The organism is Roseibium sp. (genome assembly GCF_048260565.1).
Classification (GTDB): domain Bacteria; phylum Pseudomonadota; class Alphaproteobacteria; order Rhizobiales; family Stappiaceae; genus Roseibium.
The window spans coordinates 174,408-191,574 of sequence record NZ_JBLXGP010000007.1; the positions used below are offsets into that span (position 1 = coordinate 174,408).

At 60.9% G+C, this 17,167-nt stretch carries 15 protein-coding genes and 2 tRNA genes; 9 read left to right on the plus strand and 8 right to left on the minus strand.

Features of this window, described 5'->3' with window-relative positions; genetic code table 11:
* Positions 1-140 precede the first annotated feature (140 nt).
* Both ACN0SO_RS16565 and ACN0SO_RS16570 read left to right on the plus strand, forming a co-directional pair.
* Positions 141-1,727: a CHASE domain-containing protein gene (locus tag ACN0SO_RS16565; RefSeq protein WP_417679702.1), complete on the plus strand. Its 1,587-nt coding sequence runs from the start codon at positions 141-143 to the stop codon at positions 1,725-1,727.
* A gap of 108 nt (positions 1,728-1,835) precedes the next feature.
* Positions 1,836-2,879, plus strand: coding sequence for an AI-2E family transporter (locus tag ACN0SO_RS16570; protein ID WP_417679704.1), 1,044 nt, complete (start codon positions 1,836-1,838; stop codon positions 2,877-2,879).
* Positions 2,880-3,004: 125 nt separating this feature from the next.
* Here the strand turns inward: ACN0SO_RS16570 and ACN0SO_RS16575 are convergent, their stop codons facing one another.
* Complete coding sequence (locus ACN0SO_RS16575; RefSeq protein ID WP_417679706.1) at positions 3,005-3,274, minus strand: hypothetical protein; 270 nt, start codon at positions 3,272-3,274, stop codon at positions 3,005-3,007.
* Positions 3,275-3,514: 240 nt separating this feature from the next.
* Positions 3,515-3,591, minus strand: a tRNA-Pro gene (locus ACN0SO_RS16580).
* 355 nt (positions 3,592-3,946) lie between these two features.
* Between ACN0SO_RS16580 and ACN0SO_RS16585 the strand changes: the two genes are divergently transcribed.
* A tRNA-Gln gene (locus tag ACN0SO_RS16585) sits at positions 3,947-4,021 on the plus strand.
* A 90-nt stretch (positions 4,022-4,111) separates the two neighbouring features.
* Here the strand turns inward: ACN0SO_RS16585 and ACN0SO_RS16590 are convergent.
* The 3 genes from ACN0SO_RS16590 to ACN0SO_RS16600 all read right to left on the minus strand — a co-directional run bounded on the left by ACN0SO_RS16590 (position 4,112) and on the right by ACN0SO_RS16600 (position 7,166).
* Positions 4,112-4,594 (minus strand): PilZ domain-containing protein, encoded by a 483-nt coding sequence (locus tag ACN0SO_RS16590; RefSeq protein WP_417679708.1) that lies wholly within the window; start codon positions 4,592-4,594, stop codon positions 4,112-4,114.
* Between the two features lie 222 nt (positions 4,595-4,816).
* Entirely contained in the window at positions 4,817-6,202 is a 1,386-nt protein-coding gene (locus ACN0SO_RS16595) for a multicopper oxidase family protein (RefSeq protein WP_417679710.1), read from the minus strand.
* Positions 6,203-6,263: 61 nt separating this feature from the next.
* On the minus strand, positions 6,264-7,166 hold the full coding sequence (locus ACN0SO_RS16600) for an ROK family protein (RefSeq protein ID WP_417679712.1): 903 nt from the start codon (positions 7,164-7,166) through the stop codon (positions 6,264-6,266).
* 59 nt (positions 7,167-7,225) lie between these two features.
* On the opposite strand from ACN0SO_RS16600, the gene nagA reads away from it, so the two are divergent.
* From nagA to cysN, 4 genes are all read left to right on the plus strand, one after another.
* A complete protein-coding gene (gene nagA, locus ACN0SO_RS16605) occupies positions 7,226-8,380 on the plus strand; it encodes an N-acetylglucosamine-6-phosphate deacetylase (RefSeq protein ID WP_417679714.1) in 1,155 nt (384 codons plus the stop codon).
* A gap of 154 nt (positions 8,381-8,534) precedes the next feature.
* Complete coding sequence (gene cysQ, locus ACN0SO_RS16610; protein ID WP_417679716.1) at positions 8,535-9,401, plus strand: 3'(2'),5'-bisphosphate nucleotidase CysQ; 867 nt, start codon at positions 8,535-8,537, stop codon at positions 9,399-9,401.
* 63 nt (positions 9,402-9,464) lie between these two features.
* Positions 9,465-10,394 carry a sulfate adenylyltransferase subunit CysD gene (gene cysD, locus ACN0SO_RS16615; RefSeq protein WP_417679718.1) on the plus strand — a complete coding sequence of 310 codons (930 nt, stop codon included), beginning with the start codon at positions 9,465-9,467 and terminating at the stop codon, positions 10,392-10,394.
* A 5-nt stretch (positions 10,395-10,399) separates the two neighbouring features.
* Positions 10,400-12,298, plus strand: coding sequence for a sulfate adenylyltransferase subunit CysN (cysN, locus tag ACN0SO_RS16620; RefSeq protein WP_417679720.1), 1,899 nt, complete (start codon positions 10,400-10,402; stop codon positions 12,296-12,298).
* A gap of 59 nt (positions 12,299-12,357) precedes the next feature.
* Here the strand turns inward: cysN and ACN0SO_RS16625 are convergent, their stop codons facing one another.
* On the minus strand, positions 12,358-13,749 hold the full coding sequence (locus ACN0SO_RS16625) for a mannose-1-phosphate guanylyltransferase/mannose-6-phosphate isomerase (RefSeq protein ID WP_417679722.1): 1,392 nt from the start codon (positions 13,747-13,749) through the stop codon (positions 12,358-12,360).
* A 287-nt stretch (positions 13,750-14,036) separates the two neighbouring features.
* On the opposite strand from ACN0SO_RS16625, the gene ACN0SO_RS16630 reads away from it, so the two are divergent.
* Positions 14,037-15,047: an SDR family NAD(P)-dependent oxidoreductase gene (locus ACN0SO_RS16630; RefSeq protein WP_417679724.1), complete on the plus strand. Its 1,011-nt coding sequence runs from the start codon at positions 14,037-14,039 to the stop codon at positions 15,045-15,047.
* An 18-nt stretch (positions 15,048-15,065) separates the two neighbouring features.
* On the opposite strand, the gene ACN0SO_RS16635 is transcribed toward ACN0SO_RS16630, so the two are convergent.
* On the minus strand, positions 15,066-15,536 hold the full coding sequence (locus ACN0SO_RS16635) for a YbaK/EbsC family protein (RefSeq protein WP_417679726.1): 471 nt from the start codon (positions 15,534-15,536) through the stop codon (positions 15,066-15,068).
* Between the two features lie 207 nt (positions 15,537-15,743).
* Between ACN0SO_RS16635 and ACN0SO_RS16640 the strand changes: the two genes are divergently transcribed.
* Positions 15,744-15,917, plus strand: a complete 174-nt coding sequence (locus ACN0SO_RS16640; protein WP_417679728.1) for a hypothetical protein — start codon at positions 15,744-15,746, stop codon at positions 15,915-15,917.
* A 51-nt stretch (positions 15,918-15,968) separates the two neighbouring features.
* Here ACN0SO_RS16640 and ACN0SO_RS16645 read toward each other — a convergent pair whose 3' ends face one another.
* Positions 15,969-17,129, minus strand: a complete 1,161-nt coding sequence (locus tag ACN0SO_RS16645) for an NAD(P)/FAD-dependent oxidoreductase (RefSeq protein ID WP_417679730.1) — start codon at positions 17,127-17,129, stop codon at positions 15,969-15,971.
* Positions 17,130-17,167: the final 38 nt, after the last annotated feature.

Here is a 17,167-nt window from a genome sequence, read left to right on the forward strand (position 1 = left end):
TTTAATTATTTTGGCATCAAAAATTATTGGCAGGAGAAAATGATGCATGTAAAGATGATCATTATATTCAAGAAAGTCGCCAATTGATCCGCTATCTGCCGCCGGTCGTATTTGTCGTTGTTGCCTTGATAGGCGCCGGCATGACCACTGTCGTTTATAATGCCGAGGAAACGGCCGACCGTATTCGGTTCGAGAACCTGGCGAGCGATGCCGTCGACCGGGTGGTTGAACGTGTGAGCCAGCACATCACGCTGCTGATATCGACGCATTCCTTCTTCAGCGCCTATCCCTCAAGCGCTCAGTCGGGACATGCCGAAAGAGCCGCCTTCGAACGCTTCGTGACCGGTCTTGATCTCGAAGGGGAATTCGAGGGGATACGCGGTATCGGCTACGCGCGCCTGATTGCCAAGGGCGACGAAAGCGAGGCGGCAAGCGACCTGCAAAGGAACTACGGACTTGATCTGGAGATCTGGCCCGACACATCGCAGGATATCCGTACGCCGATCGTGTTGCTGGAGCCGTCCGACTCGCGCAACCGGGTTGCGCTCGGCTACGACATGTTCTCCGAGGATCGCCGCCGGGACGCCATGCAGGCCGCATTGGCGAACGGAGAGCCGACAGCCAGCGCGCCGGTCGAGCTGGTTCAGGAAATAACGTCGATCAAGCAGGCCGGGTTTCTGGTCTACATTCCGTTTTCCAAGGCCGCGTCTTCCGACAAGGTCGACGGCTTCGTTTATGCTCCGTTTCGGGCGGGCGACCTGCATCTTGCCGCCCTGAACCGCGCTCCGCAGCTTCCGGTCACCGTCGAAACCTCCGATACGATGGCCGATGCGTCCGAGGAGACGACAAACGGTACATCGGGCGAAGCCGGCAATCTGCTGTTCCGTTCCGCCGATTACCGGGAAGACGGCGCCTATGAGGGACTTGAGGTGGAGAAGGTCGCCGACATTGCCGGGCGGCAATGGACCTTCAAGGTGCACGCGACGCCCGCCTTCCGGACCAGGACACATCATTTCTATACCATCGTTATCGGCGGCGTTTCGCTTCTTCTGGCGGTCGCGCTTACCATGGCGAGCCGCTCTCAGTTAAAGTCGGTGGCGGCGGCAAACGAGTTGCGGAGGATTTCGGAGAAAACGTCCAAGGAAAAGGACCTGATGCTTCAGGAGATGAAGCATCGCATCAAGAATTCGATCGCCCGCGTTTTGGCAATCGCCCGGCAGACGGCTGCCAATTCAGAAACGATCGACGAGTTCACCCAATCGTTCTCCGCGCGCCTCAATTCCATGGCGAACGCTCAGGACATGCTGACCCGTTCCCACTGGCAGCGGGCCGATCTGCGCGAACTCCTCAACACGGAACTGGAGCAGGTCTTCGGCAGCAGCACCAGCGAGGACAAGATAACCGGTCCGCAGGTCCTGCTCGATGAGCGCACGACCCAGGCGCTTGGCCTCGCATTCCATGAACTGGCGACCAATGCGCTGAAATACGGCGGTATTTCCACCAATGAAGGCGACCTCCACGTCTACTGGGAGGTCAACGGATCCGGCAAGTCGAGACGACTGCAGCTGGACTGGGTCGAGACCTCGGCTCAGCCCATCAGCGCGCCGGAAGGAACCGGCTTCGGATCCCGCCTGATCGACGCCAATATCCGCGGCGAACTCGGCGGCACGATCGACCGCGCCTTCCAACCGAACGGCATGACCGTGCGGATGGTCATCCCCCTTTGAACGGTCCGCACTTTCGAAAATCACCGAACCGGCGCTGTTCAGGGAACTTTCGCCCGGCTTGGGCGTTTTTCCAAAATGCGGAAAATCCCACCGGAGGCGCGTCGGCACTTGCCCAATTCCGAATTTGAAACACAGCTTGCCACGGCTGCACGAGTATCGGTCATCATGATCTGTGCCATCGTGGTCGTCGGCGTGCTCGACTATGCTCAGGTCATCCTGGCGCCGGTTGCGCTCGCCATTGTCATCGGACTGATGTTCGGGCCGCTTGCCGACCGGATCGAGCGGTTCGGCATTCCGCCATGGGTGTCGGCCTTGGCCGCCGTCCTGATCTTCCTGGCCCTGATCGCCATCGCCGCCACCGGGTTCGCGGTCCCACTTTCCGACTGGATGGACAGGCTGCCCGCGATCTGGTCGCGGCTGCAATCGGAATTGACCAGCTGGAAGGGCATCTTCGCCTCGGTCGGCGGCCTGCAGGAGCAGATCCGCCAGACCATGGGCCAGAATTCGGGGATGAAGGTGAATGTCGACGACACGTCGGCGGTCGAAAGCGTCGTTTACTTCGCTCCGACCATGCTGGCCCAGGTCGTCCTGTTTCTGGCCAGCATGTATTTCTTCATCGCCACCCGGAACGACTTCCGGGACGCGGTGCTGGCTCGTTGCGTCGCCCCGCGCCTGCGCCGGCGCGTGGCTGGCACCTTCCTGGAAGTGGAAGACAAGGTGTCGCGCTATCTGCTGTCGATCACTGCGGTCAATGTCGCGCTGGGGCTGGCCGTCTCGATCGTCATGTTTTTGCTCGGCGTGCCGTCGCCCCTTCTTTGGGGCCTGATGGCGGGCGTTCTGAACTACGTGATCTATATCGGGCCCGCCGTTATGGCCGTGGTGCTGACCGGCGTCGGCCTGGCCACCGCCGATTCCGCGCCCGGCATCCTGTTGCCGCCGTTCGCCTATCTGTCCCTGAACCTGATCGAGGCCCAGATCGTCACGCCCCATGTTCTGGGGCGGACCATGACCCTCAACCCGTTCCTGGTGCTCCTGGCCCTGGCCGGCTGGATCTGGCTCTGGGGCCCGGTGGGCGGTTTCATCGCAGTCCCCGCGCTTCTCATCGCCGGCACGGTGATCGCCAATATTGCGGAGCCGTCCGAACCATCCTGATCAGATCGACCCGCTCTTTTTTCAGGCATTGCTTGCCAACGGCAGGGTCATTTCATCCGCAGCCGCACAAAGAAAAACCCGCCTGGAAGCAGACGGGCTTTTTCTTCAATCGGTTGTCTTTGTTTCTAAAGGCCGCTCACCTGGAACCTTTGCGCTACGGGCCATCCCGTACATGTGGTCGTCTGTGCCCTGGAAACGCACCGGATCTCCATCCGCTTTACGTCATCGAGTTTCACGCGAAGATCGGCTTTTGCATCGCGATTGGTCTCAACCGCCTTTGCCGCGTGGTCTTTCGATACCATTTCATCGGCAATCAGGGACGCGGTCACGCTCACCGTCATACCAAGGGCGACGGCAATGGTCGCAGCGCAGAGTTTCAGCGATTTGTTCGTCATAACAACACCTCCACCCAATTAACGTTCCGGGAACGATTTGGTTTCATCGAAAGGTGCGGTCTATACGTTCGCGGTTGTTTGATCGGGGCGCGAAACCGCGGTTTTGCGGCTGGTCGTCCGAATAGGAGGGGAAACGGAAAGGATGTCCCTGGCCAATCGCTGACCAAAACGGCGCATCTCAAAGAGACCGTCCGCCGCTCAGCCGAGGACGCGTTATTCGCCGAAAAGTTGAGAGAAAAATGGTCGGAGTGAGAGGATTCGAACCTCCGACCCCCTCGTCCCGAACGAGGTGCGCTACCAGGCTGCGCTACACTCCGATCCAAAATTTTCAGGTTCGCAAAGGAAACCTGACGGGAACGGCGAAGTCTCCCCCGCCGGTGTGGAGCGTCTATTAGCACCGTGTGCCGGTGCCCGCAAGGGGGTTGTGCCGGGGCGGTGCAGAAAAATTCGTTGTTGCCGATAAGCTCTTAAAACCGGACGGAAATTTACGGAAAAGGCCGGGTGTGAGCGCGCATCTCGAAGTCGCGGGCGCTTTGCCGTCTGAGGAAAAATGCCTGCCGGAAAAGGTATCGCGGAGCGCGTTGGGGAAAACTTTCAAAAACCCGGTTTTCAAACGGCAGCCGAAGTCTTGCACTCGCGCTCAAGCCCCGTTATACACCGGCCTCACATTCTTGGGGTGTAGCCAAGCGGTAAGGCAGCGGTTTTTGGTACCGCCATGCGAAGGTTCGAATCCTTCCACCCCAGCCACTCTTCCTGACATGTTGTTGAGAGACGTCACGCGGTCTTCGGGCCTGGAAACAACGGCCTTGGTTCGCCATTGTGGTGACGCGTGATCAGTTACCGCTTGCCGAAGGTCTTTCCGCGATTGCGGACAGGGGATACCGATCCGGGAATGCCTTCCTTTCCGCTGGCCGCCGAAAAGCGCGAGGCCAATTCGTCGAGATCGGAGGACCTTCTGAAATTCGGCAGGGCCTGGTCCGAGGGACGCAGAACCTGGGCGCGTTCAAGCTTGATCGGCCGCTTTTCCGACACGAACTGCACACCGCAAGCCAGGCCGTCTTCCCAGCGCCGCTCACAGGTGACCTCGAATCCTTCCAGTTCGATACGCAGCTCGAATTCCTTCGGGATCAGATAGGCCTGTTCGAATTCAAGGCGAGCGCCATTGGGAGAAATATTGCGGACGACGCAAGGGACACTGCGCAAACCTTCCTTGAACAGAACCTTTGCCTTTTTCAGCACTCTGGCCCTGTGTTCGCGCGGCACTTCGAGTTCCTGATGGTCCTCGCTCTCCGCGGGGATCGGTGTGTCTTTATCCTGCATTCGACAAGTCCCTGACTGGCATTCCAGCCCTTGACCCGATTTAAACGCTAAGCCGTTGATATTCTCTGAACAAATTTCGGTTTTGGTATTGGTAATAGCTGCAGATATGGCGTCTTTGATGAGGAGAATTGCGAAGAATTCGTCTGGCGACGGAAGAAAGGTTACGACCTTTGGTCGGATCACGGGCACAGCTTCGATAGGCCCGCAAGGGGGGCTGTGGCCTCAGGTCTCCACGCGGATATATCCGGTCAGTCCCGTTTTCTGATGTTCGATGACATGGCAATGGAAAGCCCAGTTGCCCGGATTATCGGCAATCAGGGCGACCTCCAGGGTTTCTTCCTTCAGCAAAAGAACCGTATCGGTCACCAGCGGCGGCAGGGGGCGCTTGTTGGAACGCAGCAGCCGGAAAGAATGTCCATGCAGATGGATCGGGTGGGCGTTCGGTGACTCGTTTCTGAAGCGCAGGATATAGGACTTGCCCTGTTTCAGGACGGCCAGCGGATCGATCGGACTGGGTACATCGCCCTGCCAGGCGACCCTGTTGATTGACCAGAACGTGTAGCCGAGCGAACCGCAGATGCTCGGCAGCGGCGCATCGCCCTGGGGTGACCATCCGAACACGAACTCGACGGTTTCCGCATTGGCAAGATCGGCATCGGGCACCGGATTGGGCCGGAGCGGTTTCAGTTCTGCCAGATCCCGATTGGCGCTCGGCCCGGTCGGCCGGAAGGTCGCAAGGGTTTTTGGGCCTTTTTGCGTTTGCAGGCTGAGGGTGACGGTCTGTCCTTCGGTGTCCGGAACCCTGAGGGCAATATCCGCCCGTTGTCCCGGAGCGATGATCAGGTTCTTGGGTGCGATCGGTTGCGGCAGGGGATTGGAATCGAGCGCGATGACCTGAGCGTTGGCGCCGGTCAGGCTGTAGGTGCCGATACGGGTCAGGTCGGTGACCGCCAGTCGCAGGCGCACAAGGCTGCCGGCGGGCAACTCGTAAGTCGGCGCGATTTCCCAGTTGACCGTGGAAACGGTTCCAAGCGTCCCGCCACGCGCCGCATTGCGCGGTTTGAACAGTTTGAGGAACTGTCCGTCGCCGCCGAGGCGGAAATCCCGGACATTGAGCACGAAATCCTGATCGAACCCGGCATCCTCGGCCTCTTCGACCACGAGTACACCGGTCAGTCCCTTCGCCATTTGCGCCAGGGTGTTGCAATGGGGATGATACCAGAAGGTTCCCGCATCCGGTGGAACCAGCGTGTAGCGGAAGCTCTCTCCGGGCTCGATCGGGCTCTGGGTCAGATAGGGAACGCCGTCCATCTCGTTGGCAACCCGCAGGCCGTGCCAGTGAACGACGGTTGCCTCGTCAAGGTCATTGACGACATCGACGATAAAGCGTTCCCCTTGCCGCATGCGCAGGATCGGTGCCGGGCCGGCGGTGCCGAAACCCATCATGCCTTTGGTTGTGGTGTCGGGCAGAATGGAATGATCAAGGGCTGAGACCGGCAGCCTCAGATCCGCCGCGTTCGCCCGTGTCACGGCAAACCCGCCGCCGGCAAAGGCCGAAGCGGTTACGGCACTTCCGAGCAGAAACTCGCGACGGGTCATCCCCAGCATGAAGTCGGCCTTTCCGGTGTCAAGTAAACAAGACTGTCAGGTTCAGGTTTTCGCGCAATCGTCAGCCGAATGCAAGACGTCCGGCGATCCCGGCGCCCACAAGCCCCCCCTCTCTGGCATGTTCTCCGGGAACAACCAGCGGGTCCGTGTAGTCCGCAAGGGTCAGCGCCCGGGTCTTTTCGTCGATCAGCTTGATCAGCGCGGCCTCGTTCGACAATCCGCCGCCGACCGGTACGATATCGGCGCCGGTGAGGTTGACGGCCATGGCAAGCGCACGCGACAGCAGCGTGGTGTAAATTTCCACTGTTCGGCCGGTCTTCTGCGCGCCGTCCTCCCAGCCGGTCGTGATTGCCTTTGCGGAGAGCGCTTCGTCAAACAGGAGCGTGTGGATCCGCTTCAGTCCGCGCGCTGAACCGGCCGCGTCGACGCAATTGGCCAGGCCGCAGCCGCATGGAAACGGCGGGATCCCCTCGATCGTGCCGCCGGCCGTCGGGTCGATTACCGGCCCGTGGCCCCATTCGCCGGCAATCCCGCCATGACCGGTGACGAGCTTGCCGTCGACAACAAGTCCTCCGCCGACGCCGGAGCCGAGAATGATCGCAAAAACATTCGCCTTGCCGCGGCCCGTCCCCTGGAGCGCTTCGGCAAGGGCGAAACAGTCCGCGTCATTGGTGATCCGCACCGGGCGCCCGAGGGCGGTTGCGAGGTCTTCCTCCGCCTTGCGGCCGGTAAGAGAAGGAATGTTCGCAACCTTCGCCAATCCGGTGCGCCGGTCATAGGCGCCGGCAAGAGAAACCGAGACTGGCGCCTTGTCTGCGCCCTCCAGACAGGAGGCGACGGCTGCCACGAACGCCGTCCAGTCGCCGACGGGTGTCTTGATGCGGGCTTCCTCAACTATGGTGTCGTCTGGCTTCAAACGTCCATGCCGGATATAGGTACCGCCGATGTCAAAACAGTCGATCATGACATTCCTGAATCGCTTCCAGTTGCAGTTCGCACTGACCGCCTAAAGGAAACAGACCGGTGGCCACAGGCAAGGCTTATTTTTCCAGCGCGATTTTCGACGGCACGATCCTGCGTGAAGGCGTGGTTCTGCTGGTGGACGACTGCCGCGTAACCGGGCTTGTTCCCGGCGCGGAGGTTCCCGGCGATTACGACCAGATCGACCTGGGAGACGGGATCCTGTCGCCGGGCCTGATCGATCTTCAGGTCAACGGCGGCGGCGGCCTGATGCTCGGCGACATCGAAAGCGTTGACGATCTCGCCCGGATCTGTCGCGCCCATGTTGGCTTGGGCACCACAGCGCTGTTGCCGACCCTGATTACCGACACGCCGGAAAACACCCGGAAGGTTCTCAAAATCGCAAGTGAGGCCGCACGGGAGAAGGTTCCCGGTTTCGCTGGCCTGCACCTGGAGGGCCCCCATCTGGATCCAGCAAGGAAAGGCGCGCACGATTCCAGACTGATCCGGTCGATGGAGGCGCGGGACCTCGACATTTACCTCCAGGCTGCCCGGACCTTGCCGACCCTGATGATGACCGTCGCACCCGAGGCGGTCACCCCGGACCAGATCCGGAAACTGGTGAAGGCGGGTGTGATCGTCAGTCTGGGGCACAGCAACGCGACTTATGATGCGGTTTACGCATGCGTGGAGGCGGGGGCCACCTGCATGACCCATCTTTACAACGCCATGAGCCCCCTGGCGCACCGCGACCCTGGCATGGTTGGCGCCGCTCTCAATATCGGACAGCTTCACGCCGGGCTGATTGCCGACGGCGTTCATGTGGATCCGGCGGCGGTTGAAATCGCCTTGCGCGCCAAGAAAGGACCTGGGGTGATCTTCCTCGTCACCGACGCGATGGCAGTGGCCGGGACCGGACGGACGGAATTCTCGCTGGGCGGGCGCCGTATCTTGAGGGCGGGCGGACGGCTGACGCTGAAAGACGGGACCCTGGCGGGTGCCGATATCACACTGCCGGCTGCAATCCGTTTCCTTCAGGAACAGGTGGGCCTGTCATTTGAAACGGCGTTGAAGATGGCGACAAGCCTTCCTGCCGCCGCGATCGGACGGCAGGACGCGTTCGGCAGCCTGGTTTCCGGAGTTAGGGCTGACTTTATACAGCTTTCGTCGGACGGATCGGTTCGCTCGGTTTGGCTTGGCGGCGTCCGGCAGCTATAGCGCGGCGAAGGACACGCGCCTGATGTTTTCGCAATTGCGGGAAATTGAGACTAAATTACCAAACAACCGATGTGCCGGAGAAATACCGTTTGTTTTCTTGAGGCAGCGAGACCGGTAAAGTCCCGACTATTGAGAAGTGATGCAAGGAGACGTGGTGACCCACACCGACCCGAATACAGTTGAGGCAACCGTCCAACCACTCCTCGTCCTGGCAATCGACGCTGGGGCGAAGATCCTGCAGATTTATGCCGAACCGTTCGAAGCGGCGGAAAAGTCCGACGGATCGCCGGTAACGGCTGCGGACGCGGCCGCGGAAGCTGTCATCCTTGCGGGCCTCGAACGGCTATTCCCGGGTGTTCCGGTCGTTGCCGAAGAGGCGGTCGAGGCAGGAAGCCTTCCCGCCGTTTCCGGCCGGTATTTTCTGGTCGACCCTCTGGACGGGACGCGGGAGTTCCTGAAACGCAACGGCGAGTTTACGGTCAACATCGCGCTGATTGAGAACGGTGTTCCCGTGTTCGGTGTCGTGCTCGCTCCCGCTCTCGAAGAAATCTACTGGGGTGGCACCCTGCCTGCGGATCTGGCCGGCGGGGAAACACCGGTTTCAGGGGCGTATTCCGGAAAACTCTCGGGGAGCCGGATTGCGGACGTGATACCGATAACGGTCCGAAGCCGCCCGTCTGGCGGACTTTCGGTTCTGGCCAGCCGGTCGCATCTGTCGGAAGAAACCGCGGCCCTGATCGAGCGGCTCGACGTTGTCGAGCGTCTGTCGGTCGGCTCCAGTCTGAAACTCTGCTGGGTCGCGGCAGGCAAGGCCGATCTTTATCCGCGGTTATCGCCCACAATGCAGTGGGACATTGCGGCCGGCGATGCGGTTCTCCGTGCTGCCGGCGGCCATGTACTGGAAGCGGAAAGCCTGAAACCACTCGCCTACACGGTGCCCGCGGGCGCTGAAAAGAGCGATCTTCTCAATCCGCACTTCATCGCCCTGAGCGATCCGGATCTGCTGGCGGCACTTGCCTGATCCGGACACGGAAAGATACCGCCGGACCAGCCGTCCGGCCTGACATTTGAGGTTTTGACACTCATGAACGTGACAGCAAACGGCCTGACAGCACAGCGCTTGAGCAACTTGCGCCGACTGGAGGCGGAAAGCATTCACATTATCCGCGAGGTTGCGGCGGAATTCCGCAATCCGGTGATGCTTTATTCCATCGGCAAGGATTCCGGCGTGATGCTGCATCTGGCGATGAAGGCGTTTTATCCGTCCAAGCCGCCTTTTCCGTTGCTCCACGTGGACACCACATGGAAATTCCGCGACATGATTGCCTTCCGCGACGAAACCGCTAAGCGGCTCGGCCTCGACCTGATCGTACATACCAACCTGGAAGGGGCGGAACAGGGGATCAATCCCTTCGACCACGGCTCTTCGGCCTATACCCACGTCATGAAGACCGAGGCGCTGAAGCAGGCGCTGACCAAATACGGCTTCGATGCCGCCTTCGGCGGCGCGCGCCGGGACGAGGAAAAGTCCCGCGCCAAGGAGCGGGTGTTTTCCTTCCGCAATTCCAGCCACGGCTGGGATCCGAAGAACCAGCGGCCGGAACTGTGGAACCTCTACAATTCTCGGGTGGCCAAGGGCGAGAGCATCCGTGCGTTTCCCCTCTCCAACTGGACCGAACTCGACATCTGGCAGTACATCCTGACGGAGAACATTCCGATGGTGCCGCTCTACAAGGCGGCACGCCGCCCCGTGGTGGAACGCGACGGCATGCTGATCATGGTCGACGACGAGCGCCTGCCGCTCCAGCCGGGTGAGGTGGTGCTGGAAAAGATGGTGCGGTTCCGCACCCTCGGCTGCTATCCGCTGACCGGCGCCATTGAATCGGACGCCGATACCCTGCCGGCCATCGTCAAGGAGATGCTGATCGCCCGGACCTCGGAACGGTCCGGCCGCCTGATCGACCATGACGACGCCGCCTCCATGGAAAAGAAAAAGCGCGAGGGCTACTTCTGATGTCGATGAGCGAACAGATAATGGCGTCCGAAGAGGCCGTTACCGACTACATCCTCGCCCAGGAGGACAAGGACCAGCTGCGCTTCCTGACTTGCGGTTCGGTGGACGACGGCAAGTCGACTCTGATCGGCCGGCTTCTCTACGACACCAAGCTGATTTTCGAGGATCAACTGGCGGCGCTGGAACGGGATTCGAAGAAACACGGTACGGTCGGGGAAGAGATCGATCTGGCGCTTCTGGTCGACGGCCTGGAGGCCGAACGGGAGCAGGGGATCACCATCGACGTGGCCTATCGCTTCTTTGCGACCGACAAACGCAAGTTCATCGTCGCCGATACGCCGGGCCACGAACAATATACCCGCAACATGGCAACCGGCGCCTCCACCGCCGATCTGGCGGTGCTTCTGGTCGATGCACGCAACGGGTTGATGGTGCAGACCCGCAGACATGCGTTCATCGCCTCGCTGCTGGGCATTCGTCATGTGGTGCTAGCGGTCAACAAGATCGATCTGGTCGATTATTCCGAAGCGCGATTTGAGGAAATCCGGGCCGAATTCGAAAGTTTTGCCAGCGGCTTCGATTTCGAAACCTATGTCGCGATCCCCATGTCGGCGCGCTTTGGGGACAATGTTACCGCAAGAAGCGATCGCATGGGCTGGTACGACGGCTCGACGCTCCTGGAGCATCTGGAAACAGTCGACGTGGGCGAGCATGTGCTGGAGGCGCCGTTCCGTCTGCCCGTTCAGTGGGTGAACCGGCCGAACCTGGATTTCCGCGGCTATTCGGGAACGATCGCCAGCGGCCGGGTCGCCGTCGGCGACAGCATCGTCGTGGCAGGACCGGGCAAGACGTCGAAGGTCGCCAGGATCATCACGCCCGAAGGGGATGTGACAGCCGCGCGGGCCGAAGAGGCGGTGACCATTACCCTTGAGGATGAGATCGACATATCCCGGGGCGATGTGCTGTGCCCGCCGGAAGCCCGTCCCGATGTGGCCGACCAGATGGCCGCCCATGTGATCTGGATGGCGGACGATTCCATGCTGCCGGGCCGGTCCTATCTGATGAAGATCGGCACCAAGACGGTCACGGCGACGGTGACGGACATCAAGCACAAGATCAACGTCAACTCCTTCGAGCATGTGGCCGCCAAGAAGCTGAACCTCAACGAGATAGCCTTCTGCAATCTGGCGCTCAGCCAGGCCGTCGCCTTCGACCCCTATGAGGCGAACCGGTCGACCGGCTCCTTCATCCTGATCGACCGCATGACCAATGCGACCGTGGGGGCCGGCATGGTGTGGTTCGCGCTTCGGCGCGCGACCAACATCCATTGGCAGGCGCTCGATGTGGACAAGGCGGCCCGCGCGGAAAGCCTTGGCCAGAAACCGGCGGTTCTGTGGTTCACCGGGCTTTCCGGCTCGGGCAAGTCGACCATCGCCTCCATCGTGGAAAAGAAACTCCATGCGGAGGGCAAGCAGACCTATACGCTCGACGGCGACAACATCCGCCACGGGCTGAACCGGGACCTCGGCTTCACCGACGCCGACCGGGTGGAAAACATCCGCCGGGTGGGCGAGGTGGCGCGGCTGTTCGCCGACGCAGGCCTGATCACGCTGGTGTCGTTCATCTCGCCGTTCCGCTCCGAACGCCGCATGGCACGGGACCTGCTGGAGGAGGGCGAGTTCTTCGAGGTCTTCGTGGACACACCGATCGAGGAGTGCAAGAAGCGCGACCCGAAAGGGCTCTACAAGAAGGCGGAAGCCGGCGAGATCAAGAATTTCACCGGCATCGACAGCCCCTATGAGGCGCCCGAAAACGCAGAAATCCACCTGCACAACGTCAACCGGGACCCGGAAGACGTCGCCGACGAGGTCATTGCCTTCCTGAAGGAAAAGGGGATCGCCTGATCGGGCAAGATAACCGCGAACGCAAGAAGCAAGGCCGGGCCATCGCCCGGCCTTTTTTGTCAGGCGCCCGTGTGCCGGACGATGTCGTCCTCGTCCAGATAAGTGCCGGATTGAACCTCGATCATGCGCACCGGGATCTTGCCCGGATTGAAAAGCTTGTGCTTCGCGCCGAGCGGCACAAAGGCCGACTGGTTTTCCGTCAGCAGCCGGACTTCGCCGTTGATGGTGATTTCGACCGTTCCGGAAACGACGATCCAGTGCTCCGCCCGGTGCAGGTGGCTTTGCAGCGTCAGGTTCTGCCCCGGCCGGATCATCATGGACTGGACGGAGAACCGGTCGCCGGAACTGATGCGTTCGGTATAACCCCAGGGCTTGTAGGCGCGCGGATGGGCCTTGGTCTCGCTGCGGCCTTCCGCTTCGAGCTGTTCCACGATCTTCTTCACGTCCTGCGCCTTGTCCTTGTGTGAAACAAGAACGGCGTCACGGGTTGCTATGACGAAGATATCCTCCAGGCCGATCACCGAGACCAGTCCCTCGTCCGCATAGGCCAGGCAATTGTCCGCGTTCAGGAAGCGGACGTCGCCAAGGCCGCTGTTGCCGCGGGCGTCCTTGTCCAGAACGCCCCAGATCGCAGACCAGGAGCCGAGGTCGTCCCATTCCGGCGAAACGGGCACGCAGGAGACATTCTTTGCCCGTTCCATGATCGCATAGTCGATGGAGATGTTCTCGATCCGCGAGAAGGTCTCTGAATCGAGCCTTGTAAAGTCGAGATCGCGGGAGCGGGTCGCCATGGCCGCGCGAATGGCGGCCAGCAATTCCGGCTGGTGGGTCTCGAAGGCTTCGATCATCGCCCTGGCGGAATAAAGAAAGATGCCGGCGTTCCAGACGTAGTTTCCGGCACTCAGGAATGTCTTCGCGGTTTCCAGGTCGGGCTTCTCGACAAAGGCTTCGACCTCCCGGACAGGGGCTTCCCCCGCCATAAGGCGGATATAGCCGTAGCCTGTGTTCGGTTCCGACGGCGTGATGCCGAAGGTGACGATCCGGCCGGCGTCCGCGGCGGGAGCGGCATCCCGCACCGCCTTGAGAAAGAGGTCTTCCCGTCCGATCAGATGGTCGGAGGGAAGCAGCAGTACCAGGGCATCCGGATCCTTTTCGGCGGCGATGATCGCGGCCATCGCGGCAGGCGCCGCCGTATTGCGGCCCATGGGCTCCAGAAGGATGGTGTCCGCTTCCACACCGATTTCGGTAAGCTGCTCGCCCATCAGGAACCGGTGATCGTTGTTGCCGATCACGATCGGTTCGGCAAACGCATCGCCGCGCACCCTGTGACAGGTTTTCTGGAAAAGGCTTTCGCCGTTGAATATGGGCAGGAACTGCTTCGGCCGATCTTTGCGCGACAGGGGCCACAAGCGCGATCCGATACCGCCGGAAAGAATGCAGGGAAAAATCATAGGGCGACCTGAGTGTTTCGATTCGAGAGACAAAATAAAGGCTGTTTTGATCAAATCCGCTTCGCTCTATATCGTAGCAGCCAAAGGCTGGCAAAATGTAAAACCCCGCATGCGCGGCGAATGACCGGATGCCCTGTCTTTCCTGGTCGGCGCCTTGGGACTGATCCTCTTTCAAAACACTTTGCCGCCGGTGCCCTATCCCGCTATTGCGGCTTTATCTTTTGCATGACGAAAAGATCGTGCTATCGGGCGGGCGGCCTTGTCGGAAGTTGCGAGATAAAAGTTACATGAAAACAGTTCTGGTCACCGGTTCCGCCGGCTTCATCGGATATTTCCTGTGCACGCGCCTGCTTAAGGACGGCTTCAGGGTCATCGGGCTCGATGCGATGACCGACTACTATGACGTGGCGCTGAAGGAACGGCGTCATCAGATGCTCCTGCAGAACCAGCATTTCAAGGCAATCAACGCGCGGGTCGAGGACCCGGATGTGCTGATGAGCCTGTTTGGGGCCGAGGCGCCCGACATCGTCATTCATCTGGCGGCCCAGGCGGGCGTCCGGTATTCGATCGAGGAACCGCGCTCCTACCTGCAAAGCAACATCTGCGGCACGTTCGAACTGCTGGAAGCCGCGCGCGCGCACCCGCCGCAACACATGCTGCTGGCCTCGACCTCATCTGCCTATGGCGCCAACACGCATATGCCCTACACGGAAACCGACAAGTCCGACCACCAGCTGTCCTTCTACGCTGCCACCAAGAAGGCGACGGAGAACATGGCGCATTCCTATGCGCATCTGTTCGGCCTGCCGGTCACCATGTTCCGCTTTTTCACGGTTTACGGCCCGTGGGGGCGGCCCGACATGGCGCTGTTCAAGTTCACCAAGGCGATCCTCGAAGGCAAGCCGATCGACGTCTACAATTACGGCGACATGAAACGCGACTTCACCTATGTGGAGGATCTCGTGGAAGGTATCCGGCTGCTGATCGATGCCGTGCCCGTTCGCCCGGAAGACGGCATCGTCCCGGAAGGCGACAGCCTGTCGCCGGTCGCGCCCTGGCGGGTCGTCAACATCGGCAATTCCGAAGCCGTCCAACTCACCGACTATATCAAGGCGATCGAGGAGGCGACCGGCCGCAAGGCGGAGCAGAACCTGATGCCGATGCAGGCCGGCGATGTGCCCGCGACCTGGGCCAATGCGGATCTTTTGCAGGCGCTCACCGGCTATCGGCCCAAAACCTCCGTGCGCGAAGGCGTGGCTCGCTTCGTCGAATGGTACCGGGACTATTACCGGGTCTGAGCCCGGGATGGGAGCCGGTTATTCCGTCCGATCCTGGCAGACGTCCACCCAGGTGGCACCGGTAATCTCGGCCATCCGCTCCGGGCTGATGCGCACGGCCGCGTTGGTGGCGCCGGCCGCCGGAATGACCTCGCCGAAATCCTTCAGCGAGACGTCGCAATAGATCTTGAGCGGATTGGCGAGCCCGAAGGGACACACGCCGCCGACCGGGTGACCGGTGATCTCCTCCACCTCTTCCAGGCCCAGCATCTTCACCTTGCCGCCGAACGCCGCCTTGGCCTTTTTGTTGTCGAGCCGGGCATCGCCACGGGCGACCACCAGGAACACGTCGTCCTTGAGCCGGAAGGACAGGGTCTTGGCAATCTGGGCCGGCTCAACGCCGTGGGCGGCCGCGGCTAACTCCACGGTCGCGCTGCTTTCCGGCGTTTCCAGGACCTCAAGGTCGGGGGCTGCTTCGGACAGGTGGCGTCTCACGCTTTCAAGGCTCATCGGGTTTCCTGGAATCGAATTCGGAAAGAGATGCGAAGAGCGTTGATTTGATCAAAATCCATTCCTCTCGACAACAAAAAGGAACGCTCGTCGGCAGGACGGTCGATAAAGAAATACTAAATTTTAACTAATCAACTTAACCGGATCGAAATCCAGATGCGCCACTGTGTTTTTCTAGGGGCTGGCTAAAAGCCGGGAACAGTCGAGATGGTCAAACCGATGACAGCAATGACGCTCCGGACGGAGAATGTGGTTCGCGCGCGACGCGAAAAACAGGGCGCAGGCCTGACGTTTCTCATCGTCAAGAACCTGCTTTTCTGGGGCTCCGTCGGCCTGTCCTGCTACGGCATCTACAGCCTGATCGCCTATCTCGTCGGTTAGGCCTTTTTCGAACTCTTCCTTTAAATCTTCAGTATGTCCGCAGCCGGTTGCTCAGGCGCAGTCGGCGCGCAGGGCGTTGGCGCCGAAATGGTTTTCCGGCCGGAAGCTGTCGGGCAGGGCAACGGCCGGTTCCGAACCGGTGATCTCCGCCACCAGCGCGTCCGCGGCCAGATGGGCGATGCCGAAGGAAATCTTGTAGCCGCCGGTGGCGGCATAGGTCCGTTCATGACCCGGCAGCAGGCCCAGAAGCGGATCGCGCTTGTGGCAGCGCGGCCGGATGCCCGCCCAGGAACCAATGACCTTGCGCCGGGCCAGAGCCGGGCAAAAGGCCCGCGCGCGTTCCGCCAGCGCCTCCGCCTGTGTCTCGTTGGGGGTGGCATCGGTAAAGTCCCGCTCCGCCGTGGAACCGACCGCGACCGTATGGTCGTCATGGGGAACCACGTAAAGCCCGTCGCAATAGACCGCCGGCATGGCCTCCAGACCGGAACCTTCGATCAGAAGCGCCTGGCCCTTTTCACCGGAGCCGACCTGTTCGCCGGTCATCTCCGAAATCTTGTCGAAGGCCGCGTAGCCGTTCGCCAGCACGACCTTGTCGGCTGTAAACGTATCGCCGTTGGCAAGGCGGACTTGCCTCTTCGCTTCGTCATATCCGGTGAAGCCCTGTCCGATCAGGAGATCCGTATTGTTCTTCAACGGTCCGGTCAGCGACGCGGCGAGCGTGTTCAGATAGGCCTGCGGCGCGACCCGGGCCGACAGGGTCTCATAAACGACACCATAGGGCGCCGTCGCAGGGGTCAGCCAGGTGGCATGGATGTTCGGATCGTCGAGCTTGTAGGTAAAGCCCGTGTCCGCGCTCTGCCAGCGCGTCAGGCTTTCTTCCACCCGCAGCTTCTGATGCAGGAGCTTGTCTTCGGAGGTGATCGGCATCACCCGGCCGCAGCGCCGGTACCCAGTGGCCGACCCCGTTTCCGCCTCGAGCGCGCGGATATGGCCTTCAAGGGAGGTGAGCGCCTGGAACTGGAACGCCTTCTTGTCGTTCCAACGCGCCGGCATGTGCGGCATCAGGGCCCCGAGCACGCCGCCGCTGGCGCCGGCGCCGATCCGGTTCGCCTCGATCAGCGCCACCTTGAGCCCGGCCTTCGCGGCACTTCGCGCGACCGACAGACCGAAAATTCCCCCGCCGATCACGGCAAGATCGTAACTGATGGTCATGAGCCCCACGCTCCCTTAAAACGTCTCTGAGTTATTGT

What these genes read in the sequence shown, in the direction of transcription:
- ACN0SO_RS16565 (WP_417679702.1), top strand. Translation starts at nt 141, where the DNA reads ATGACCACTGTCGTTTATAATGCCGAGGAAACGGCCGACCGTATTCGG.
- ACN0SO_RS16575 (WP_417679706.1), bottom strand. Translation starts at nt 3,274, where the DNA reads ATGACGAACAAATCGCTGAAACTCTGCGCTGCGACCATTGCCGTCGCC.
- ACN0SO_RS16590 (WP_417679708.1), bottom strand. Translation starts at nt 4,594, where the DNA reads ATGCAGGATAAAGACACACCGATCCCCGCGGAGAGCGAGGACCATCAG.
- ACN0SO_RS16595 (WP_417679710.1), bottom strand. Translation starts at nt 6,202, where the DNA reads ATGCTGGGGATGACCCGTCGCGAGTTTCTGCTCGGAAGTGCCGTAACC.
- ACN0SO_RS16600 (WP_417679712.1), bottom strand. Translation starts at nt 7,166, where the DNA reads ATGATCGACTGTTTTGACATCGGCGGTACCTATATCCGGCATGGACGT.
- cysD (WP_417679718.1), top strand. Translation starts at nt 9,465, where the DNA reads ATGAACGTGACAGCAAACGGCCTGACAGCACAGCGCTTGAGCAACTTG.
- cysN (WP_417679720.1), top strand. Translation starts at nt 10,400, where the DNA reads ATGAGCGAACAGATAATGGCGTCCGAAGAGGCCGTTACCGACTACATC.
- ACN0SO_RS16625 (WP_417679722.1), bottom strand. Translation starts at nt 13,749, where the DNA reads ATGATTTTTCCCTGCATTCTTTCCGGCGGTATCGGATCGCGCTTGTGG.
- ACN0SO_RS16630 (WP_417679724.1), top strand. Translation starts at nt 14,037, where the DNA reads ATGAAAACAGTTCTGGTCACCGGTTCCGCCGGCTTCATCGGATATTTC.
- ACN0SO_RS16635 (WP_417679726.1), bottom strand. Translation starts at nt 15,536, where the DNA reads ATGAGCCTTGAAAGCGTGAGACGCCACCTGTCCGAAGCAGCCCCCGAC.
- ACN0SO_RS16640 (WP_417679728.1), top strand. Translation starts at nt 15,744, where the DNA reads ATGGTCAAACCGATGACAGCAATGACGCTCCGGACGGAGAATGTGGTT.
- ACN0SO_RS16645 (WP_417679730.1), bottom strand. Translation starts at nt 17,129, where the DNA reads ATGACCATCAGTTACGATCTTGCCGTGATCGGCGGGGGAATTTTCGGT.